This is a genomic window from Maritimibacter sp. 55A14 (assembly GCF_003122205.1).
Lineage (GTDB): Bacteria > Pseudomonadota > Alphaproteobacteria > Rhodobacterales > Rhodobacteraceae > QEYE01.
The window spans coordinates 39264-58812 of the sequence record NZ_QEYE01000002.1 but is presented as its reverse complement, the minus strand read 5'-3'; the positions used below and the strand labels follow the sequence as shown (position 1 = coordinate 58812).

The window sequence follows — 19549 nt, the reverse complement described above, 5'->3', positions numbered from 1 at the left end:
CATGCTGACGCAAAGGGACGCAAGCCATGTCTGATCTTCGCAAGATCATCATCGACGACACCGAGATCGAGGTCGATCCGGCGATGACGCTCATCCAGGCCTGCGAACAGGCCGGGGTGGAGATCCCGCGCTTCTGCTATCACGAACGGCTCAGCATCGCGGGCAATTGCCGGATGTGCCTGGTCGAGGTCGTGGGCGGCCCGCCCAAGCCCGCGGCAAGCTGCGCGATGCAGGTGCGCGACCTGCGGCCCGGCCCCGAGGGGGAGCCGCCGGTGGTCCGCACCAACTCGCCCATGGTCAAGAAGGCGCGCGAGGGGGTGATGGAGTTCCTGCTCATCAACCACCCGCTTGACTGCCCGATCTGCGATCAGGGCGGGGAATGCGATCTTCAAGACCAGGCAATGGCGTACGGGGTGGACTTCAGCCGATACCGCGAACCCAAGCGCGCCTCCGAGGACCTCGATCTGGGGCCGCTGGTCGAGACCCATATGACGCGCTGCATCTCCTGCACGCGCTGTGTGCGCTTCACCTCCGAGGTGGCGGGCGTGACCGTGATGGGGCAGACCGGCCGCGGCGAGGATGCCGAGATCACCACCTATCTGGGCGAGTTGATCGACAGCGAGTTGCAGGGCAACATCATCGACCTCTGCCCGGTGGGCGCGCTGGTCTCCAAGCCCTATGCCTTCACCGCGCGGCCCTGGGAACTCAAGAAAACCGAAACCATCGACGTGATGGACGCGATGGGTGCCTCGATCCGGGTCGACACCAAGGGGCGCGAGGTGATGCGCATCCTGCCCCGCAACCATGACGGCGTGAACGAGGAATGGATTTCCGACAAGACCCGCTTCGTCTGGGACGGGCTGCGCAAGCAGCGGCTGGACCGGCCCTATCTGCGCGAGAACGGCAAGCTGAGGCCGGCAAGCTGGGCCGAGGCGCTGGCCGCCGCGGCGCAGGCGATGAAGGACCGCAAGGTTGCTGGGCTGGTGGGCGATCTGGCCCCGGTCGAGGCGGCTTTTGCGCTGCGCCAGTTGGTCGAGGGGCAGGGCGGCACGGTGGAATGCCGCACCGACGGTGCCAAGCTGCCGGCGGGCAACCGGTCGGGCTATGTCGGCACAGCGGCGATCGAGGATATCGACAGCGCCCGCCGCATCACGCTGATCGGCACCAATCCCCGCGCCGAGGCCCCGGTGCTCAACGCGCGCATCCGCAAGGCGTGGACGGCGGGCGCCGACGTTACCTTGGTGGGCGCGGCGGTGGACCTGACCTATGAGTACAACCATGCCGGCACCGATCGGAAGGCGCTGCAAGGGTTGCTTGACGGGGACCACGGCGCAAAACGCGACGAGCCGTCCATCGTTATCGTCGGGCAGGGCGCACTGCAGGACGATGACGGCGAGGCGGTGCTGGCCGCCGCGATGAAGCTGGCCGACCAGACCGGGGCGGGCCTGCTGGTGCTGCACACGGCCGTGGGCCGTGTCGGCGCGATGGATGCGGGCTGCACCACCGAAGGCGGCATCGGCGCGGCGCTGGACGGGGCGGAGGTGATCTACAATCTCGGCGCCGACGAATTGGAGATCGCCGAGGGTCCCTTCGTGATCTACCAGGGCAGCCACGGCGACCGCGGCGCGCACCGCGCCGACGTGATCTTGCCCGGTGCCGCCTATACCGAGGAGCAGGGACTCTTCGTCAATACCGAAGGCCGCCCGCAACTGGCGCTGCGCGCCGGTTTCCCTCCGGGCGACGCCAAGGAGAACTGGGCCATACTTCGCGCCCTCTCGGCCGAGTTGGAGGCAACGCTGCCCTATGACAACCTGGCCGCGCTGCGCCGCGCGCTGGTGGCGGAGGTGGGCCATCTGGCGGAGATCGACAGCGTGCCCGAGAACCGCTGGCAGCCTCTGGAGCCCGGCAAGCTGGGCCGCGGGGACTTCCGTCAGGCGGTGCGGGACTTCTACCTGACCAACCCGATCGCGCGGGCCTCCAGCCTGATGGCGGAACTCAGCGCCAATGCCCGTGCCCGCGGTGGGCTGGGCGTGGCGGCCGAGTAGCGCACGATGGGGGCGCTGATCCATATCCGGGCGGGACTGGCGCTGGTGCTGGCGGGCGGGCTGTCGGCCTGTGCGTCCGGGGAGGGTGCGCAGGCCGACCGCGCCGCTGCTTCGCCGCAATATCTGGGCGCCGAGGCCCGGTTGCTGGACAGCGACCTGATCAATATCCGGCTGTCTATGCGCGGCGCGCGCGACCGCGCCGAGGTGGCCGAATACGGCAAATGCGCGACCGCGGGCCATGCTCTGAACCGGGGCTACGGCTTCGCGCGGCATCTGCGCACGAATGTGGAAGAAGACGGTGGCCTTTGGCGCGGAGATGCGGTTTATACCGTCTCGGCGGACCGGCCGCGCGGGCTGCGCATTATCGACGCCCGCGAGGCGGTTGCGGACTGCGCGCAAAAAGGCATACCGACGGTTTGAGAGGCGAGAGGGAACATGGCTGAGTTTTTCCAGACAGGGCTCGGAACTTTCGTGATCATCCTGGCGCAATGCCTGGCGGTCACGGGTTTCGTGATGATCTCGCTGCTCTTCCTGGTCTATGGCGACCGCAAGATCTGGGCCGCGGTGCAGATGCGCCGGGGACCCAACGTGGTGGGCGTCTTCGGACTTTTGCAGACCGTCGCGGACGCGCTGAAATACGTGGTCAAGGAGGTCGTGATCCCCGCCGGATCCGACAAGGCGGTGTTCCTGCTCGCGCCGCTGCTGTCCTTCGTTCTGGCGATTCTTGCCTGGGCTGTGATCCCCTTCGCGCCGGGCTGGGTTCTGGCCGACATCAACGTGGCGGTCCTCTATGTCTTCGCTATCGGCTCGCTGGAGGTCTATGGCGTGATCATGGGCGGCTGGGCGTCGAACTCGAAATATCCGTTCCTGGGCAGCCTGCGCTCGGCCGCGCAGATGATCTCCTACGAGGTGTCGATCGGCTTCATCATCGTGGGCGTGCTTATCTCCACCGGGTCGCTCAACTTCACCGCCATCGTCGAGGCGCAGGACGGACGCTACGGCTTCTTCTCCTGGTACTGGCTGCCGCATCTGCCGATGGTGGCGCTCTTCTTCGTCTCCGCACTGGCCGAGACCAACCGCCCGCCCTTCGACCTGCCCGAGGCGGAGTCGGAACTGGTCGCGGGCTACCAGGTCGAATATTCCTCGACGCCCTTCCTGCTTTTCATGGCCGGTGAATATATCGCCATCTTCCTGATGTGCGCGCTGATGAGCCTGCTCTTCTTCGGCGGCTGGCTCAGCCCCATCCCCGGCCTGCCCGACGGTGCCTTCTGGATGGTCGCCAAGATGTCGGTTTTTTTCTTCCTCTTCGCGATGGTCAAGGCCATCACGCCACGCTACCGCTACGACCAGCTGATGCGGCTGGGCTGGAAGGTCTTCCTGCCGATGTCGCTGGCCTGGGTGGTGATCGTGGCATTCTTCGCACAATACGGCTGGTTCGGCGGCGCCTATGCCCGCTGGACCCTGGGAGGCTGACAATGACCCAGATCGACTGGACCCGCGCCGGACGCTATTTCCTGCTGGCCGACTTCATAGGCGGCCTGAAGCTGGGGATGCGCTATTTCTTCGCGCCCAAGGCGACGCTGAACTACCCGCATGAGAAGGGGCCGCTCAGCCCCCGTTTCCGGGGCGAGCACGCGCTGCGCCGCTATCCCAATGGCGAGGAACGCTGCATCGCCTGCAAGCTCTGCGAGGCGATCTGCCCCGCGCAGGCGATCACCATCGACGCGGAACCGCGCGAGGACGGCTCGCGCCGGACCACGCGTTACGACATCGACATGACGAAATGCATCTATTGCGGCTTCTGCCAGGAAGCCTGCCCGGTGGATGCGATCGTGGAAGGCCCGAATTTCGAATTCGCCACCGAAACGCGCGAGGAGCTTTACTACGACAAGGCGAAGCTTCTGGAGAACGGCGACCGCTGGGAAGCCGAGATCGCCCGCAACCTCGAGCTGGACGCGCCGTACCGGTGAGCGGGGCGGGCGCATATCACCCCGGCCGCCAGGGCCGGCGCCGGAACGGGAGGTCCGCATGAGCGATCCGAAATCGCCCTTCGACGCCATGCTGGCGCAGGTCCAGCAGATGGCCAAGGCGTTCAACCATTCCTTCGAGGGCTTCTCGCCCGCGGAGCTGGAAAAGCTCTGGCCGACCATGCCGAAGGAATGGATGGAAATGGCCTTCGGCAACGCCATCCACAAGGACGGGCTCGACGCCAAGACGCGGCTTTTCCTGACGCTGGCGGGGCTGACCTGCCAGGGCGCGCAGGCCGAGCCGCAGATCCGCATGACCGTGCGCCATGCGCTGGAGGCCGGCGCCACGAAACAGGAAATCGCCGAGGTGATCGGGCAGATGTCCGTCTTCGCCGGCCTTCCCGCCGTCACCCGCGCCGCCGAACTGGCGCGCCAGGTGACGAACGAGACAGAAGAGGATGACCCGTCATGAGCGTCGCGGAACTGATTTTCTATCTCTTTGCCATCGTCGTCGTGGCCTCGGGCTTCATGGTGGTGGTGTCGCGCAACCCGGTGCATTCGGTCCTGTGGCTGATCCTGGCCTTCCTGTCCTCGGCGGGGCTTTTCATCCTGATGGGGGCGGAATTCGTGGCGATGCTGCTGGTCATCGTCTATGTCGGCGCGGTCGCGGTGCTGTTCCTTTTCGTGGTGATGATGCTCGACGTGGATTTCTCGGAGCTGAAGGCGGGCATGGCGCGCTACCTGCCGGTGGCGCTGCTGATCGGGCTCGTGCTGCTGATGGAAATGGGGCTGGTCTTCGGCGACTGGCACTATGCCGAGACCGCCGAGGGCGCGCGCGCCGCGGTGACGCCGGCGGTGGCCGAGATGCACAACACCACCGCGCTGGGGCAGATCCTCTATACGCAGTACATCTATCTCTTCCAGGCCGCGGGGCTGATCCTGCTGGTCGCGATGATCGGGGCGATCGTGCTGACACTGCGCCACCGTACCGACATCAAGCGCCAGGATATCCTGTCCCAGATCTACCGCGATCCGGCCAAGGCGATGGAACTGAAGGACGTCAAGCCGGGGCAGGGGCTGTGACCGCCACCTGACCCGCGCCGGACCCGGGCCGGGATGCCGGAGAACAAACAGGACCGGGACACCGACCCGGCCACGATACGAGGGACGTGATGATAGGACTGGAACATTACCTGACAGTCGCCGCCGCACTTTTCGTGATCGGCATCTTCGGCATCTTCCTGAACCGCAAGAACGTCATCATCATCCTGATGTCGATCGAACTGATGCTGCTGGCGGTCAATATCAACCTCGTGGCCTTCTCCACCCATCTGGGCGACCTGGTGGGCCAGGTCTTCACGCTCTTCGTGCTGACCGTGGCCGCGGCCGAGGCGGCGATCGGGCTGGCGATCCTGGTCTGCTATTTCCGCAACCGCGGCACGATCGACGTCGAAGACATCCAGCGGATGAAGGGGTAAGGCGCCATGGAAACCATCATCCTCTTTGCCCCCGTCGTCGGCACCATCATCTGCGGCTTCGGCTGGAAGCTAATCGGCGAGAAAGCCGCGACCGTGACCGCGACGGGCCTGCTCTTCCTGGCCATGCTGCTGTCCTGGATCGTGTTCCTGACCTTCCACGGCCCGACCGAGCAGATCCCGCTCTTCCGCTGGGTCAGCTCCGGCACGCTGTCGGTGGACTGGGCGATCCGGCTGGACCGGCTGACCGCGATCATGCTGATCGTCGTGACCACCGTCTCGGCGCTCGTCCATCTTTACAGCTTCGGCTACATGGCCCATGACGAGAATTTCCGCGAGGGGGAGAGCTACCGGCCGCGCTTCTTCGCCTATCTCTCGTTCTTCACCTTCGCGATGCTGATGCTGGTGACCTCCGACAACCTGCTGCAGATGTTCTTCGGATGGGAGGGCGTGGGCGTGGCCTCCTACCTCTTGATCGGCTTCTATTACCGCAAGCCCTCGGCAAACGCCGCAGCGATCAAGGCGTTCATCGTGAACCGGGTCGGCGATTTCGGCTTCGCGCTGGGAATTTTCGCGATCTTCTTCATCACCGACAGCATCAATTTCGGAGATATCTTCTCCGAAGGCCACCTGCTGGCCGAGACCAACATCACGTTCCTGTGGACCGAGTGGAACGCGGCCAACCTGATCTGCGTGCTGCTCTTCATCGGGGCGATGGGCAAATCGGCGCAGCTCTTCCTGCACACATGGCTGCCGGACGCGATGGAGGGCCCGACACCGGTCTCCGCGCTGATCCACGCCGCGACGATGGTCACCGCGGGCGTCTTCCTGGTCTGCCGCATGTCGCCGCTCTTCGAATACGCGCCACAGGCGCTGGCCTTCGTCACCGTGATCGGCGCCACGACGGCCTTCTTCGCGGCCACGATCGGGCTGGTGCAGAACGACATCAAGCGCGTCATCGCCTATTCGACCTGCTCGCAGCTGGGTTACATGTTCGCCGCCGCCGGGGTCGGCGTCTATCAGGCGGCGATGTTCCATCTCTTCACCCATGCCTTCTTCAAGGCGATGCTCTTTCTCGGGGCCGGTTCGGTCATCACCGCGATGCACCACGAACAGGACATGCGCAATTACGGCGGGCTGCGCCGCAAGATCCCCTATACGTTCTGGGCGATGATGATCGGCACGCTGGCGATCACTGGGGTGGGCATTCCGCTGACCAATATCGGCTTCGCGGGCTTCCTGTCCAAGGACGCCATTATCGAGAGCACCTATGCCGCGCAGTCGGGTGTCGGGGATTATGCCTTCTGGCTGCTCGTCATGGCGGCGGCCATGACCTCATTCTATTCCTGGCGGCTGATCTTCATGACCTTCTACGGCAAGCCCAAGGGCGACAAGCACGCCCATGAGCATGCCCATGAGAGCCCGATGACGATACTGGTGCCGCTGGGCGTGTTGGCGCTGGGCTCGATCTTTGCGGGCATGGTCTGGTACGGTGATTTCTTCGGCCATCATGTCGAGGAGTTCTTCGGCAGCTCCGTCTACATCAATCACGAGACCAACCACGTCCTGCACGACGCCCACGAGGTGGCGGGCTGGGTGAAGGTCTCGCCCTTCATCGCCATGGCGCTGGGTCTGGCGCTGGCATGGGTCTTCTACATCGCCAATCCGTCGCTGCCCGGCCGCCTGGCGCAGGCGCAACGTCCGCTCTACCTCTTCCTGCTCAACAAGTGGTATTTCGACGAGCTCTACGAGATCGTCTTCCTGCGCACCGCCAAATGGCTGGGGCGGTTCCTGTGGAAGCGGGGCGACGGCGACGTGATCGACGGCACGATCAACGGCGTGGCGATGGGGGCGGTGCCTTTCCTCACCCGGCTCAGCCAGAAGGCGCAGTCCGGTTATCTCTTTACATACGCATTCGCCATGGTGCTGGGCGTCGTGGCGCTCATCACCTGGGTGACGATCAGCGGGGGTGCGCAGTGATGGCCGGCAATCTTCTTTCCATCATTACCTTCATTCCGCTTATCGCGGCCGCGATCCTGGCGCTCTTTCTGCGCGGGGACGACGCGGCGGCGGCGAAGAACGCCAAATGGGTGGCGCTGGCCGCCACCACAGTGACCTTCATCGTCTCGCTCTTCGTCTATGCCGGGTTCGACCCCGACAATACGGGCTTCCAGTTCGTCGAGGAACGGCCCTGGCTGCTGGGGCTGAGCTACAAGATGGGGGTGGACGGCATTTCCATCCTCTTCGTGCTGCTGACCACCTTCCTGATGCCGCTGGTCATCGCCTCGGCCTGGAACGTGGAGCACCGGGTCAAGGAGTACATGATCGCCTTCCTGGTGCTGGAGACATTGATGCTGGGCGTGTTCATGGCGCTCGACCTGGTGCTCTTCTACATCTTCTTCGAGGCCGGCCTGATCCCGATGTTCCTGATCGTCGGCATCTGGGGTGGCAAGGACCGCATCTATGCGGCCTTCAAGTTCTTCCTCTATACTTTCCTGGGCTCGGTCCTGATGCTGGTGGCGATGATCGTGATGTGGATGGATGCGGGCACCACCGACATCCCCACGCTGCTGGACCATGAATTCTCCTCCGGGCCGATCACGCTGCTGGGCTGGCAGATCGCGGGGGGCATGCAGACGCTGATGTTCCTGGCCTTCTTCGCCTCCTTCGCGGTGAAATTGCCGATGTGGCCGGTTCATACCTGGCTGCCCGACGCCCATGTGCAGGCGCCCACCGCGGGTTCCGTGGTGCTGGCGGCGATCCTGCTGAAGATGGGCGGTTACGGCTTCCTGCGCTTCTCGTTGCCGATGTTCCCGGTCGCCGCCGACCTGCTGGCGGGGTTCGTGATGTGGCTGAGCGTGATCGCGATCGTCTACACCTCGCTGGTGGCGATGATGCAGGAGGATATGAAGAAGCTGATCGCCTATTCCTCGGTCGCGCATATGGGATACGTGACGATCGGCATTTTCGCGGCGAACCAGCAGGGCGTGGACGGCGCCATTTTCCAGATGATCAGCCACGGCTTCGTCTCCGGTGCGCTCTTCCTGATCGTGGGCGTGATCTACGACCGGATGCACACCCGCGAGATCGATGCCTATGGCGGGCTGGTCAACCGGATGCCGGCCTATGCGATGGTCTTCATGCTCTTCACCATGGCCAATGTTGGCCTGCCGGGCACCAGCGGCTTCGTGGGCGAGTTCCTGACGCTGGTGGGCGCCTTCCAGGCCAATACCTGGGTCGCGGCCTTCGCCACGTCCGGCGTGATCCTGTCGGCGGCCTATGCGCTCTGGCTCTATCGCCGGGTGGTCTTCGGCGACCTGATCAAGGAAAGCCTGAAATCCATCACCGACATGACCGCGCGGGAACGCTGGGTCTTCGCGCCGCTGGTGGCGATGACGATCCTGCTCGGCATCTACCCGGCACTGGTGCTGGATGTCACCGGCCCGTCGGTGGGCGCGCTGCTCGAGAGCTATCAGACCGCGTTGCATGACGGCGCCGCCGCGCCGGCCGTGCAACTGGCGCAACATTGAGGGAACACGCGATGATTGGTTCAGATATTTCCGTCGTCCTGCCCGAGGTGATCCTCGCGGTCTATGCCATGCTCGCGCTGATGTACGGCGTCTATACCGGCAAGGACCGCACCGCGCCGCTGCTGCTCTGGACCACCGCCGCGCTGATGGCGGTGCTGGCCTTCTGGATCGGCTTCTCGCCCGAGGGCGCCGATACCGCTTTCGGCGGCGCCTTCGTGGATGACGGCTTCGCGCGCTTCGCCAAGGTGGTGATCCTGGTCTCGGCGGCGGCGGTTCTGCTGATGAGCCAGGACTTCATGACGCGGCTCGGCCTGATGCGCTTCGAGTATCCGATCCTGGTGGCGCTGTCGGTGCTTGGAATGATGATGATGGTCTCGGCGGGCGACCTGATGGCGCTCTATATGGGGCTCGAACTGCAATCGCTGTGCCTTTACGTCGTGGCGTCGATCCGGCGCGACTCCGTGCGCTCCACCGAGGCGGGCCTCAAGTATTTCGTGCTGGGCGCGCTCAGTTCGGGCCTGCTGCTCTACGGTGCCTCGCTGACTTACGGCTATGCCGGTACGACGCTTTTCTCGGGCATCATCGCGGCGGCCGAAGGCGGGCATGTCTCGCTGGGTCTGCTCTTCGGTCTCGTCTTCATGATCACCGGCCTGGCCTTCAAGGTCTCCGCCGTGCCCTTCCACATGTGGACGCCCGATGTCTACGAAGGCGCCCCCACGCCCGTCACCGCCTTTTTCGCCACCGCGCCCAAGGTGGCCGCGGCGGTGATGTTCGCACGGCTGATGCACTCGGCCTTTGGCGAGGCCACCGCGGACTGGAGCCAGATCGTCGCCCTTCTGGCGGTGCTGTCGATGTTCCTGGGCTCGATCGCGGCGATCGGGCAGACCAATATCAAGCGCCTGATGGCCTATTCGTCGATCGCGCATATGGGGTATGCGCTGATCGGTCTCGCGGCGGGGACCGTGGGCGGGCTCCAGGCGTTGCTGATCTACCTGGCGATCTACGTGACGATGAATATCGGCACCTTCGCCTTCATCCTGTCGATGCGCCGCGACGGGCAGCCGGTGACCGAGATCGACAGCCTGAACATGTACTCGCGGGCCGAGCCGCTCAAGGCGCTGGCGATGCTGGTGTTGCTGTTCAGCCTTGCGGGCGTGCCGCCGCTGGTGGGCTTCCTGGGCAAGTTCTACGTGCTCAAGGCGGCGGTCGATGCGGACATGGTCTGGCTGGCCGTGGCCGGCGTTCTGGCCAGCGTGATCGGCGCCTTCTACTATATCCGCATCGTCTATCTGATGTATTTCGGCGAACCGCGCGAGGCGCTGGACCGGACCATGCCGCCGGTGCAGTGGGTGGCGCTGATGGGATCGGCCGCGATCATGGTGCTGGGCGTCGCCAATCTCTTTGGCGTGGAGGCCCTGGCCGCCGCCGCCGCCGAGACGCTCGCGCGCTAGATGATGTCCTGGCCCGAGGGGGTGGAGCGTCGCGTCCTCGACAGTGTCGACAGCACCAATGCCGAGGCCGCCCGCATTGCGGACAGCCTGGCCGGCCCCTGCTGGATCATGGCGCGCCGCCAGACCGCCGCGCGCGGCCGGCGCGGCCGCGCCTGGGCCAGCCCGGAGGGGAATTTCGCCGCGACCCTGGTGCTGCGCCCGGCGGAGGCGCCCGGACAGGCCGCGCTGCGCAGCTTTGTCGCGGCGCTGGCGCTGCGCGAAACCTGCGCGGGGCTGACCGGGCGGGAGGCAGCCTTCAGCCTGAAATGGCCCAATGACGTGCTGCTGAACGGCGGCAAGCTGGCCGGCATCCTGCTGGAGAGCGTGGGCGCGGGCGGACGCCTGACCCATCTGGCCATCGGCATCGGTGTCAACCTCACCGCCGTTCCCCCACCCGAGGCGGTGGAGCCTGGCGCAACGCCGCCCGTTGCGCTGGCACCGGAAACCGGCATCCGGCCGGGGCAGGAGGCGTTTCTCGACGCGCTCGCCGCCGCCTATGCGCGCTGGGAGTACCAGTTCACCACCTACGGCTTCGCCCCGATACGCAGCGCCTGGCTGGCCCATGCGGCGCGTCTGGGCCAGCCGATCACGGCGCGCACCGCCCGCGAGACCCATGAGGGCACCTTCGAGACGGTGGACGAAACCGGCGCGCTGGTTCTAAATGGCCCCCGCGGCCGGGTGGCGATCCCGGCGGCTGAGGTCTTTTTCTGAGAGCGGGGCAGCCCATGCTTCTGGCGATCGACTGCGGCAACACCAATACCGTCTTCTCGATCTGGGACGGCGAGAAGTTCCTGTGCACGCTGCGCACCTCGACCGAGCATCAGCGCACGGCCGACCAGTACTACGTCTGGCTCTCCACGCTGCTGGCCCATCACAAGATCGACGTGAAGATCGACGCGGTCATCATCTCGACCACGGTGCCGCGCGTGGTCTTCAACCTCCGTGTACTCTGCGCGCGCTATTTCGACTGCCGGCCGCTGGTGGTGGGCAAGCCCGACTGCAAGCTGCCGGTCGATGTGCGGGTGGATGCGGGCACCCAGGTGGGGCCGGACCGGCTGGTCAACACCGTCGCGGGTCACGATCTGCATGGCGGCGACCTGATCGTTGTCGATTTCGGTACCGCCACGACCTTCGACGTGGTAGCCGCGGACGGGGCCTATGTGGGCGGCGTGATCGCTCCGGGTGTCAACCTGTCTCTGGAGGCGCTTCACCAGGCGGCGGCGGCACTACCGCATGTGGATGTGACGATGCCCGAACGCGTGGTGGGCACCAACACCGTGGCCTGCATGCAGTCGGGCGTCTTCTGGGGCTATGTCGGGCTGGTTGACGGGATCGTCAGCCGGATCAAGGAAGAACGCGCGCGGCCCATGAAAGTGATCGGAACCGGCGGGCTGGCCCCGCTTTTCCAGCAGGGCGGGCCGCTGTTTGATGTATTCGAGGACGATCTCACCATGCACGGACTGACGGTCATCCACGATTTCAACAAGGACGAAATCTGAGCATGAGCAGAAGTAAACTGATTTACCTCCCCCTCGGCGGCGCGGGGGAGATCGGGATGAATATGTATGTCTACGGCTATGGGGCCAAGGGCAAGGAACGCTTCATCCTGGTCGATTGCGGCGTCGCCTTCCCGGACATGGACAGCACGCCGGGCGTTGATCTGATCATGGCCGATATCGCCTGGCTTCTGGCCCGGCGCGACCGGCTGGAGGCGATCTTCATCACACATGCGCATGAGGACCATGTCGGCGCGCTGTCGCTGCTGTGGGACCGGCTGCGCGCGCCGGTCTATGCCCGCCCCTTTACCGCCGCGATCGCGCGGCTGAAGATGAAGGAGCGCGGCCACCCGGAGGAGAAGGTCAAGATCGTTCAGCCCTGGCCCGCGGAAACCGAGGCGGGGCCGTTCCGGGTCCGCTATCTGCCGGTATCGCATTCGATCCCCGAGAGTTCGGCACTGGTGATCGATACGCCGGCAGGCCGGCTGATCCATACCGGCGATTTCAAGCTCGACGAGACCCCCGGCGTGGGCGAGCCCTGGGATCCGGAGATCTGGCGCGAGGCCGCCGCCGGTGGGGTCAAGGCGCTGATCTGCGACAGCACCAACGTGTTCTCGCCCCATCCGGGCCGGTCGGAGGCGACGCTGACCGACAATCTCGCCGCGCTGGTGGCCGGGGCCCGCGGGATGGTCGTGGCCACGACCTTCGCCTCCAACGTGGCGCGGGTGAAGACGCTGGCGGAGGCCGGGCGCGATGCCGGGCGGTCCGTCGTGCTTTTGGGCCGCGCCATGCAGCGCATGGTCCGCGTGGCCGAGGAAACCGGCGTTCTGACGGGCTTCCCCGCCACCACGCCCGTCGAGGATGCGCTGCAGGTCCCGCGGGAGAACCTGATGCTGCTGGTCACCGGCAGCCAGGGCGAGCGGCGCGCGGCCTCGGCCCAGCTATCACGCGGCAAGTATCTTGGGCTGACGCTGAAGGAGGGCGACCTCTTCATCTTCTCGTCCAAGACCATCCCCGGCAATGAACGCTCGGTCATCCAGATCATGAACGCCTTCTCGGAAATGGGCGTCGACGTGGTGGAGGGGGATGAGCGCTACCACGTCTCCGGCCATGCCAACCGGCCCGATCTGGAAGCCGTGCATGACCTGGTGAAGCCGCAGATGGTGATCCCCATGCATGGCGAGCACCGGCATCTGCGCGAACACGCCAACCTGGCCATCTCCAAGGGCATGGCGGCCGCCGTCGCCCCCAACGGCACGATGCTCGACATCAGCGGCGACGCGCCGGAGGTGCTGGACCATATCGAGGCGGGCCGGACCTATCTGGACGGCACGGTGCTCATCGGCGCGATGGACGGGGTCGTGCGCGACCGTATTCGCATGGCGCTCAACGGCCATGTGACGGTCGGTGTGATCGTGGACGAGAGCGACGAGGCGCTGGAAGACGCCTGGGTGGAGGTCAAGGGCCTGCCTGAGAAGGGCGCGAGCGGCGCGCCACTGGTCGACCTGATCGAGGACGAGGTGGCCGAGGCGCTGGGCCAGGCCGATGAACGCACGGTGCTCGACGACGACAAGCTGGAGACGCTGGTCCGCCGCCGTACCCGGCAGGCCGCGGTCGATCTGGTGGGCCGCAAGCCCGAGGTGACGGTCCTGATCAGCCGGTTGATGGCGGAGTAGGCGGGGGCCGTCCGACCCCGAATGGCAGGCATTGTTTTGTCGCGGCACCATCACGCCCCTGATCAGGGGCGTGATGGTGCCGCTTGAGTGCAAATTTCACTAAGGGGCTGCTGGCCGGTTCTTGCGGATGGAAGCGCGATGCGCCGCCTCGCTGGCAGGCTCTGCCGGACCCAGCCGCACTGTCGTGCGTCGGGTCCGGTCGTCCCGTCCTACCCGACGCGGCGGTCGGTGAAGCTGCGGGTCAGGAAGTCGGGCACGTGGTCGCCCATGCCGACGACCTTGTCGTCGGAGCGGCGGTCCTCGTCCCCCTGCTTGCGCCCGCCGCGGCCACGGCTGCGCGCGGGCTTCTTCGTGCCCTCGTCCGCCTCGTCCGCCTTCGTCTCGGGCTGCATCGCTTCCACCTGGGCCTCCTCGGCTTTGGGCGCGTCGTCAGGTTTCTTGCGGCGGCGCTTGGGGGCGGGCTTGTTGGCCTTCTCCGGCTTCTCCGGCCGGTCGGGTTTCCCGGACATCTCCGCCTTTCCGTCCTCAGCCGCTTCGGGCGTCTTCGCCGTCAGCGGATTGTCCCGCCGCGGGATCTGCCGTTGCAGCAACGCCTCGACCCCGGCGAGGTTCTTGTCGTCCTGCGGGGCCGCGATCATCAGCGCGCAGCCCGCGCGACCGGCCCGGCCGGTGCGGCCGATCCGGTGGACGTAATCCTCCGAATGACTGGGCACGTCGAAATTGAACACATGGCTGACCGAGGGCACGTCGAGCCCGCGCGCAGCCACGTCCGAGGCGATCAGCAGTTTCAGCGCGCCGTCGCGGAAGGCGTCCAGCGTGCGCGTGCGCACCGACTGGTCCAGATCGCCGTGGATGGGGGCCGCGTCATAGCCGTGCTTTTTGAGCGACTTGGCCACGACATCCACATCGACCTTGCGATTGCAGAAGACGATGCCGTTCTTGAGCTTCTCGCCCTCGCCGTCGATCAGTGCGCGCAGCAGCGCACGCTTCTCGGATGCGGCGCGGTCGCGGCGGCTGGGCTTGAGCTCCACCACATGCTGGTCGATCGTCTCGGCTGTGGTGGCCTGGCGGGCGACCTCGACACGGGCGGGATTGGTCAGGAATTCGTTGGTGATCCGCTCGATCTCGCGCGCCATCGTGGCCGAGAAGAAGAGCGTCTGCCGGGTGAAGGGCGTCAGCTTGAAGATGCGCTCGATATCCGGGATGAACCCCATGTCGAGCATCCGGTCGGCCTCGTCCACAACCATGATCTGCACGCCGGTCAGCATCAGCTTGCCGCGTTCGAAATGGTCCAGCAGGCGGCCCGGCGTCGCGATCAGCACGTCCACGCCGCGGTCGATGAGCTTGTCCTGCTCCTTGAAGCTGACGCCGCCGATCAGCAGCGCCTTGGTCAGCTTGGTGTACTTGGCATAGGTGTCGAAATTTTCCGCCACCTGCGCCGCCAGTTCACGGGTGGGCGCCAGCACCAGGCTGCGCGGCATTCGCGCGCGGGCGCGCCCCTTCCCCAGCATGGTGATCATCGGAAGCACGAAACCGGCGGTCTTGCCGGTGCCGGTCTGGGCGATGCCCAGCACATCACGCCCCTGCAACGCCGGCGGGATCGCCTGCGACTGGATCGGAGTCGGTTCCTCATAGCCGGCTTCCGCGATGGCCTTGAGGACTTTCGGGTCGAGTTCGAGATCGGTGAATTTCGTCATATGTATCCGTCGGCTGCGGCATTCCGCGCCGCAAGATCGGTCATGATCGCTCATCATGCCGCATCCGCGCGGCGGGGCGATCCGTGAATGGAGGGGTGGTACGCGAATCCGTCCCTGCGGTCAATCTGTTGCACGGTCACGTGAACAATTCCCGCTCATTGATATATACTGTTTCCAGGCCTGATGTCCAACCCCATGCTCAGACCTGCATTTCCTTGATCGCGCTGAGCGTCAGGTCGGGGTAATCCCGCTCCACCCGGTCGATATCCCATTGCAGCCGGGTCAGGTAGACCAGATCGCCGTCATTGTCGTGGGCCAGATGCCCGGAATTGGCCGACACGAACTTGTCGAGCGCGGGCTTGGGCCCCGTCACCCAGCGGGCCGACGTGAATTGCGAGGCCTCGAACCGCACCGGCAGGCCGTATTCCAGCTCGATCCGGCTGGCCAGCACTTCGAACTGAAGCTGCCCCACCACGCCGACGATAAAGCCCGAGCCGATGGCGGGCTTGAAGACCTTGGCCGCGCCTTCCTCGGCAAACTGCATCAGCGCCTTTTCCAGGTGCTTGGCCTTCATCGGATCGCCCGCGCGACAGGTTTGCAACAGTTCCGGCGCGAAGGAGGGCAGGCCGGTGAAGCGCAGCACCTCGCCCTCGGTCAGCGTGTCGCCGATGCGAAGCTGCCCGTGATTGGGGATGCCGATAATGTCGCCGGCCCAGGCTTCCTCGGCCAGTTCCCGGTCGGAGGCCAGGAAAAGCACCGGCGCGGAGACGGTGATCGGTTTGCCCGAGCGCACATGCGTCATCTTCATGCCGCGCCTGAAATGCCCCGCGGCCAGCCGCACGAAGGCGACCCGGTCGCGGTGCCTGGGGTCCATGTTAGCCTGAACCTTGAAGACGAAGCCCGACACTTTGGTCTCGTCGGGCGAGACATGGCGCGGCTCGGCGGGCTGCGGCTGCGGCGTGGGGCCGTAATCGGCGATGCCGTCCATAAGCTCCTTCACGCCGAAGGAGTTGATGGCCGAGCCGAACCAGATCGGCGTCAGCGTGCCGTCGAGGAACGCCCGCGCGTCGAAGGCGGGGAGCAGGCCGCGGGCCATCTCCAGTTCCTCGCGCAGGGTCTCCAGCAGGTCGGGCGGCACATGCTCGGCCAGGCGCGGGTCGTCGAGCCCCTCGATCGCGATGCTCTCGGCCACGCGGTTCCGGTTGGCGCGGTCCATCAGTTCCAGCCGGTCGCGCAGGATGTCGTAGCAGCCCAGGAAGTCGCGCCCGCGCCCGATCGGCCAGCTTGCCGGGGTCACGTCGATGGCCAGGTTCTCCTGGATCTCGTCGATGATCTCGAACGTGTCGCGGCTTTCGCGGTCCATCTTGTTGCAGAAGGTCAGGATCGGCAGGTCGCGCAGGCGGCAGACCTCGAAGAGCTTCTGCGTCTGGCTCTCGACACCCTTGGCCCCGTCGATCACCATGATCGCGGCATCCACCGCGGTCAGCGTGCGATACGTGTCCTCGGAGAAGTCGCTATGGCCGGGCGTGTCCACGAGATTGAAGCGGAACGTCTTGAAATCGAAGGACATGGCCGAGGCCGAGACGGAAATGCCGCGATCTTTTTCCATCTGCATGAAGTCGCTGCGGGTGCGCCGTGCCTCGCCCTTGGCGCGGACCTGTCCGGCCATCTGAATCGCGCCGCCATAGAGCAGGAATTTCTCGGTCAGCGTCGTCTTGCCCGCATCGGGATGCGAGATGATGGCGAAGGTGCGCCGCCGGGCGATCTCGGCCGGCAGGTCGGGGGCGTTGTGGCTACGTTCCAGCATGGCCGCGCGTATAGGTCGGGCCGGGTCCGATGGCAAGCAGATGCGCGCCCGCGCTGGCGTGAGCAAGGCTCAACCGTCGTGGCGGTCGGGCTCTCGCCGGCGCGGGGCCCGGCCCAGCACCGTGTTCACGCCGATCCGCGACAGCATCTCGCGGCTGGCCTCGGTCCCGGCATGCGGCCGGTGGCAGGGGCGGGGCAGGGTGTGCGCCACCTCTCCGGCCATTTCCTCGGGCAGGCTGGAGAGCGTGCGCTCGTTGACCAGCAGGCTCTCGGTCGGGATGCATTCGGCATAGATGATCTCGTGCCGGTCGAAGACGAGGTGGAAATACTCCGCATAGCCGCCGTTGCGGATGAAGACCGTCTCGTCGTTGACCAGATACTTGGCCTTGACCAGCGCCTCGGCGGTGGGCGTCACCCGGTCCGGGCCGCGCTGATAGATGAAGATGCGCTGATGCTGGCTGACGATCAGATCGGCGGCGTTGCCCAGCAGGCCCTTGCTGATCACCACCGGGGCGTAGGGGCCGATGGCGCGTTCCCGGCGCCGCCCGACCCAGCGCAGCGGCTGTGCGCCGTGATCGCGAGTCAGCACGCAATCGCCCGGCATCAGGTATTCGACGGCGCGCTGTTCGCCGCCCGCCAGCGTGATCCGCGTGCCGCGCGTGAAGGCGACGGAGGTGATGTCGCTTAGCCGGACATGGCCGGGGTCGGCATCGGTGCGGATCAGCGTATAGGCGATGCCCGGCGCGACCGGTGCGAGCGGCAGGAAATGCAGCGAGGCCGGCCGCGGACCGGGGCGCGGCGCGAACGAGAGGAGCAGGATCTCCACCGTGTCGCCTTCGGCAGACATGAACGTGTAGCGTGCATCGAGCGTGACCGCGTCGCCGGGATGGCCCAATTCGGACCCCGTGGCAATGCTGTGGCCATGTGCCGAGCAGGCCATGAACCGGTCGCCGCAATGGCTGGCCGCGTCGCGGTCGCGCACCGCCAGATGCACCGGGTCCGCGCCGGGGTTGAGCATGTAGATATCGCCCGGGCAGACCTCGGCGAAGCTGCAAAGCGGATCGCCCTCGCAGGCACCGGCGGTCACGGTCAGGTCTTCCGCGGCGAAGACATGGCAGGAATAGCTGGGCGTCAGGCCGGGATTGAACGTGTTTGTCATGGGACTCGAAACTCGATTACGGGCGGGGCGGTCTCCTCGGGGCGACAGGCGGGATGCACCCAGCATGCATCCCGTCCACCCCTGACGCACACCTACGCCCCGTTACACGAAAACACTAATTCGTGAACATTAGTGTGTAAACCATCTATCTTTAAAAACCATTTTATTTCAGTTAATTGTCGCCAATACCTAAACAGTTGTCCGAATTCGGTTGGACCATTACGGCATCCCGTCCCCAATCGCCGGGCGGGTCCGCCGGGGCCACCGAATCGGCCGGGACTTTCCGTCGCCATGCGGGAATGGTATCGGCTGGACCGGACCGGACAAGCACGGGAGGTGCGGATGGAAACGGGACTGAAGGGCAGGACGGCAATCGTCTGTGCGTCGTCGAAAGGGCTCGGACGCGGCTGCGCCGAGGCGCTGGCGGCCGAGGGGGTCGATCTGGTGATGAACGCGCGCGGGGCACCCGCGCTGGAGGCCGCCGCCGCGCAGATCGCCGCCGCGCATGGCGTGACCGTTACCCCCGTCGCCGCCGATGTCACGACCGAAGAGGGGCGCGCGGCGCTGCTGGCGGCCTGTCCCGCGCCCGATATCCTGGTGACCAATGCCGGGGGGCCGCCGCCGGGCATGTGGTACGATTGGGAGCGTGCGGATTTCATCGCCGCGCTCGACGCGAACATGCTGGCGCCGATCGCGCTGATGAAGGCGGTGCTGCCGGGCATGATGTCGCGCGGCTGGGGCAGGGTGGTCAACATCACCTCGCAATCGGTCAAGGCGCCGATCCCGGCGCTTGGCCTCTCGAACACTGCTCGGGCGGGGCTGACCGGCTATGTCGCGGGCACCGCGCGGCAGGTGGCGCGCGCCGGGGTCACGATCAACAACCTGTTGCCCGGCATCCATGCGACGGACCGGGCGGTGGCGCTCGACAGCGCCGTGGCGGAGCGCGAAGGCATCGGTCTGGACGACGCCAGGGCCCGCCGGTGCGAGACGATCCCCGCCGGGCGCTACGGCACGCCCGAGGAATTCGGCGCGGCCTGCGCTTTCCTCTGCTCGCACCAGGCCGGTTTCATCGTGGGCCAGAACGTCCTGCTGGACGGCGGCGCGGTGAATGCGACGCTCTGACATCGCCCATCAACTTATCGTCAAGGGCAGTTGGCGCGCCCCGCGCCGGGTGCTAGGCGTTTTCCAGTCAGGCTTATTTCGAGGGA

General features: G+C 65.9%; 17 protein-coding genes. 14 read left to right on the top strand and 3 right to left on the bottom strand.

Annotated elements, in window-relative coordinates; all coding sequences use genetic code 11:
- Positions 1 to 26: 26 nt before the first annotated feature.
- From nuoG to DDZ14_RS01810, 13 genes are all read left to right on the top strand, one after another.
- Positions 27 to 2045 carry an NADH-quinone oxidoreductase subunit NuoG gene (gene nuoG, locus DDZ14_RS01870; RefSeq protein ID WP_109423252.1) on the top strand — a complete coding sequence of 673 codons (2019 nt, stop codon included), beginning with the start codon at positions 27 to 29 and terminating at the stop codon, positions 2043 to 2045.
- A 6-nt stretch (positions 2046 to 2051) separates the two neighbouring features.
- Positions 2052 to 2465, top strand: a complete 414-nt coding sequence (locus tag DDZ14_RS01865; protein WP_109423251.1) for a hypothetical protein — start codon at positions 2052 to 2054, stop codon at positions 2463 to 2465.
- 15 nt (positions 2466 to 2480) lie between these two features.
- A complete protein-coding gene (gene nuoH / locus DDZ14_RS01860; RefSeq protein ID WP_109423250.1) occupies positions 2481 to 3518 on the top strand; it encodes an NADH-quinone oxidoreductase subunit NuoH in 1038 nt (345 codons plus the stop codon).
- 2 nt (positions 3519 to 3520) lie between these two features.
- Positions 3521 to 4015: an NADH-quinone oxidoreductase subunit NuoI gene (nuoI, locus tag DDZ14_RS01855; protein WP_109423249.1), complete on the top strand. Its 495-nt coding sequence runs from the start codon at positions 3521 to 3523 to the stop codon at positions 4013 to 4015.
- A gap of 58 nt (positions 4016 to 4073) precedes the next feature.
- Complete coding sequence (locus DDZ14_RS01850; RefSeq protein ID WP_109423248.1) at positions 4074 to 4484, top strand: carboxymuconolactone decarboxylase family protein; 411 nt, start codon at positions 4074 to 4076, stop codon at positions 4482 to 4484.
- Positions 4481 to 5095, top strand: a complete 615-nt coding sequence (locus DDZ14_RS01845; RefSeq protein WP_109423247.1) for an NADH-quinone oxidoreductase subunit J — start codon at positions 4481 to 4483, stop codon at positions 5093 to 5095. Before DDZ14_RS01850 ends, DDZ14_RS01845 begins: the two co-directional genes overlap by 4 nt.
- An 89-nt stretch (positions 5096 to 5184) precedes the next feature.
- On the top strand, positions 5185 to 5490 hold the full coding sequence (nuoK, locus tag DDZ14_RS01840; RefSeq protein WP_109423246.1) for an NADH-quinone oxidoreductase subunit NuoK: 306 nt from the start codon (positions 5185 to 5187) through the stop codon (positions 5488 to 5490).
- Positions 5491 to 5496: 6 nt separating this feature from the next.
- Positions 5497 to 7467, top strand: a complete 1971-nt coding sequence (gene nuoL / locus DDZ14_RS01835) for an NADH-quinone oxidoreductase subunit L (RefSeq protein WP_109423245.1) — start codon at positions 5497 to 5499, stop codon at positions 7465 to 7467.
- Positions 7467 to 9017 carry an NADH-quinone oxidoreductase subunit M gene (locus DDZ14_RS01830; protein ID WP_109423244.1) on the top strand — a complete coding sequence of 517 codons (1551 nt, stop codon included), beginning with the start codon at positions 7467 to 7469 and terminating at the stop codon, positions 9015 to 9017. Before nuoL ends, DDZ14_RS01830 begins: the two co-directional genes overlap by 1 nt.
- An 11-nt stretch (positions 9018 to 9028) precedes the next feature.
- On the top strand, positions 9029 to 10468 hold the full coding sequence (gene nuoN, locus DDZ14_RS01825; protein ID WP_199221260.1) for an NADH-quinone oxidoreductase subunit NuoN: 1440 nt from the start codon (positions 9029 to 9031) through the stop codon (positions 10466 to 10468).
- Entirely contained in the window at positions 10469 to 11218 is a 750-nt protein-coding gene (locus DDZ14_RS01820; RefSeq protein WP_369914302.1) for a biotin--[acetyl-CoA-carboxylase] ligase, read from the top strand.
- 14 nt (positions 11219 to 11232) lie between these two features.
- Positions 11233 to 12006 (top strand): type III pantothenate kinase, encoded by a 774-nt coding sequence (locus tag DDZ14_RS01815; protein WP_109423243.1) that lies wholly within the window; start codon positions 11233 to 11235, stop codon positions 12004 to 12006.
- Positions 12007 to 12008: 2 nt separating this feature from the next.
- Positions 12009 to 13679, top strand: coding sequence for a ribonuclease J (locus DDZ14_RS01810; protein WP_109423242.1), 1671 nt, complete (start codon positions 12009 to 12011; stop codon positions 13677 to 13679).
- 209 nt (positions 13680 to 13888) lie between these two features.
- Here DDZ14_RS01810 and DDZ14_RS01805 read toward each other — a convergent pair whose 3' ends face one another.
- The 3 genes from DDZ14_RS01805 to DDZ14_RS01795 form a co-directional block, all read right to left on the bottom strand.
- Entirely contained in the window at positions 13889 to 15376 is a 1488-nt protein-coding gene (locus DDZ14_RS01805) for a DEAD/DEAH box helicase (RefSeq protein ID WP_109423241.1), read from the bottom strand.
- 199 nt (positions 15377 to 15575) lie between these two features.
- Complete coding sequence (locus DDZ14_RS01800; protein ID WP_109423240.1) at positions 15576 to 17183, bottom strand: peptide chain release factor 3; 1608 nt, start codon at positions 17181 to 17183, stop codon at positions 15576 to 15578.
- 69 nt (positions 17184 to 17252) lie between these two features.
- Positions 17253 to 18341: a Hint domain-containing protein gene (locus tag DDZ14_RS01795; protein WP_109423239.1), complete on the bottom strand. Its 1089-nt coding sequence runs from the start codon at positions 18339 to 18341 to the stop codon at positions 17253 to 17255.
- Between the two features lie 342 nt (positions 18342 to 18683).
- On the opposite strand from DDZ14_RS01795, the gene DDZ14_RS01790 reads away from it, so the two are divergent.
- On the top strand, positions 18684 to 19463 hold the full coding sequence (locus DDZ14_RS01790) for an SDR family oxidoreductase (protein ID WP_109423439.1): 780 nt from the start codon (positions 18684 to 18686) through the stop codon (positions 19461 to 19463).
- The last annotated feature ends 86 nt before the right edge of the window (positions 19464 to 19549 follow it).

What these genes read in the sequence shown, in the direction of transcription:
- nuoG (WP_109423252.1), top strand. Translation starts at nt 27, where the DNA reads ATGTCTGATCTTCGCAAGATCATCATCGACGACACCGAGATCGAGGTC.
- DDZ14_RS01865 (WP_109423251.1), top strand. Translation starts at nt 2,052, where the DNA reads ATGGGGGCGCTGATCCATATCCGGGCGGGACTGGCGCTGGTGCTGGCG.
- nuoH (WP_109423250.1), top strand. Translation starts at nt 2,481, where the DNA reads ATGGCTGAGTTTTTCCAGACAGGGCTCGGAACTTTCGTGATCATCCTG.
- nuoI (WP_109423249.1), top strand. Translation starts at nt 3,521, where the DNA reads ATGACCCAGATCGACTGGACCCGCGCCGGACGCTATTTCCTGCTGGCC.
- DDZ14_RS01850 (WP_109423248.1), top strand. Translation starts at nt 4,074, where the DNA reads ATGAGCGATCCGAAATCGCCCTTCGACGCCATGCTGGCGCAGGTCCAG.
- DDZ14_RS01845 (WP_109423247.1), top strand. Translation starts at nt 4,481, where the DNA reads ATGAGCGTCGCGGAACTGATTTTCTATCTCTTTGCCATCGTCGTCGTG.
- nuoK (WP_109423246.1), top strand. Translation starts at nt 5,185, where the DNA reads ATGATAGGACTGGAACATTACCTGACAGTCGCCGCCGCACTTTTCGTG.
- nuoL (WP_109423245.1), top strand. Translation starts at nt 5,497, where the DNA reads ATGGAAACCATCATCCTCTTTGCCCCCGTCGTCGGCACCATCATCTGC.
- DDZ14_RS01830 (WP_109423244.1), top strand. Translation starts at nt 7,467, where the DNA reads ATGGCCGGCAATCTTCTTTCCATCATTACCTTCATTCCGCTTATCGCG.
- nuoN (WP_199221260.1), top strand. Translation starts at nt 9,029, where the DNA reads ATGATTGGTTCAGATATTTCCGTCGTCCTGCCCGAGGTGATCCTCGCG.
- DDZ14_RS01820 (WP_369914302.1), top strand. Translation starts at nt 10,469, where the DNA reads ATGATGTCCTGGCCCGAGGGGGTGGAGCGTCGCGTCCTCGACAGTGTC.
- DDZ14_RS01815 (WP_109423243.1), top strand. Translation starts at nt 11,233, where the DNA reads ATGCTTCTGGCGATCGACTGCGGCAACACCAATACCGTCTTCTCGATC.
- DDZ14_RS01810 (WP_109423242.1), top strand. Translation starts at nt 12,009, where the DNA reads ATGAGCAGAAGTAAACTGATTTACCTCCCCCTCGGCGGCGCGGGGGAG.
- DDZ14_RS01805 (WP_109423241.1), bottom strand. Translation starts at nt 15,376, where the DNA reads ATGACGAAATTCACCGATCTCGAACTCGACCCGAAAGTCCTCAAGGCC.
- DDZ14_RS01800 (WP_109423240.1), bottom strand. Translation starts at nt 17,183, where the DNA reads ATGCTGGAACGTAGCCACAACGCCCCCGACCTGCCGGCCGAGATCGCC.
- DDZ14_RS01795 (WP_109423239.1), bottom strand. Translation starts at nt 18,341, where the DNA reads ATGACAAACACGTTCAATCCCGGCCTGACGCCCAGCTATTCCTGCCAT.
- DDZ14_RS01790 (WP_109423439.1), top strand. Translation starts at nt 18,684, where the DNA reads ATGGAAACGGGACTGAAGGGCAGGACGGCAATCGTCTGTGCGTCGTCG.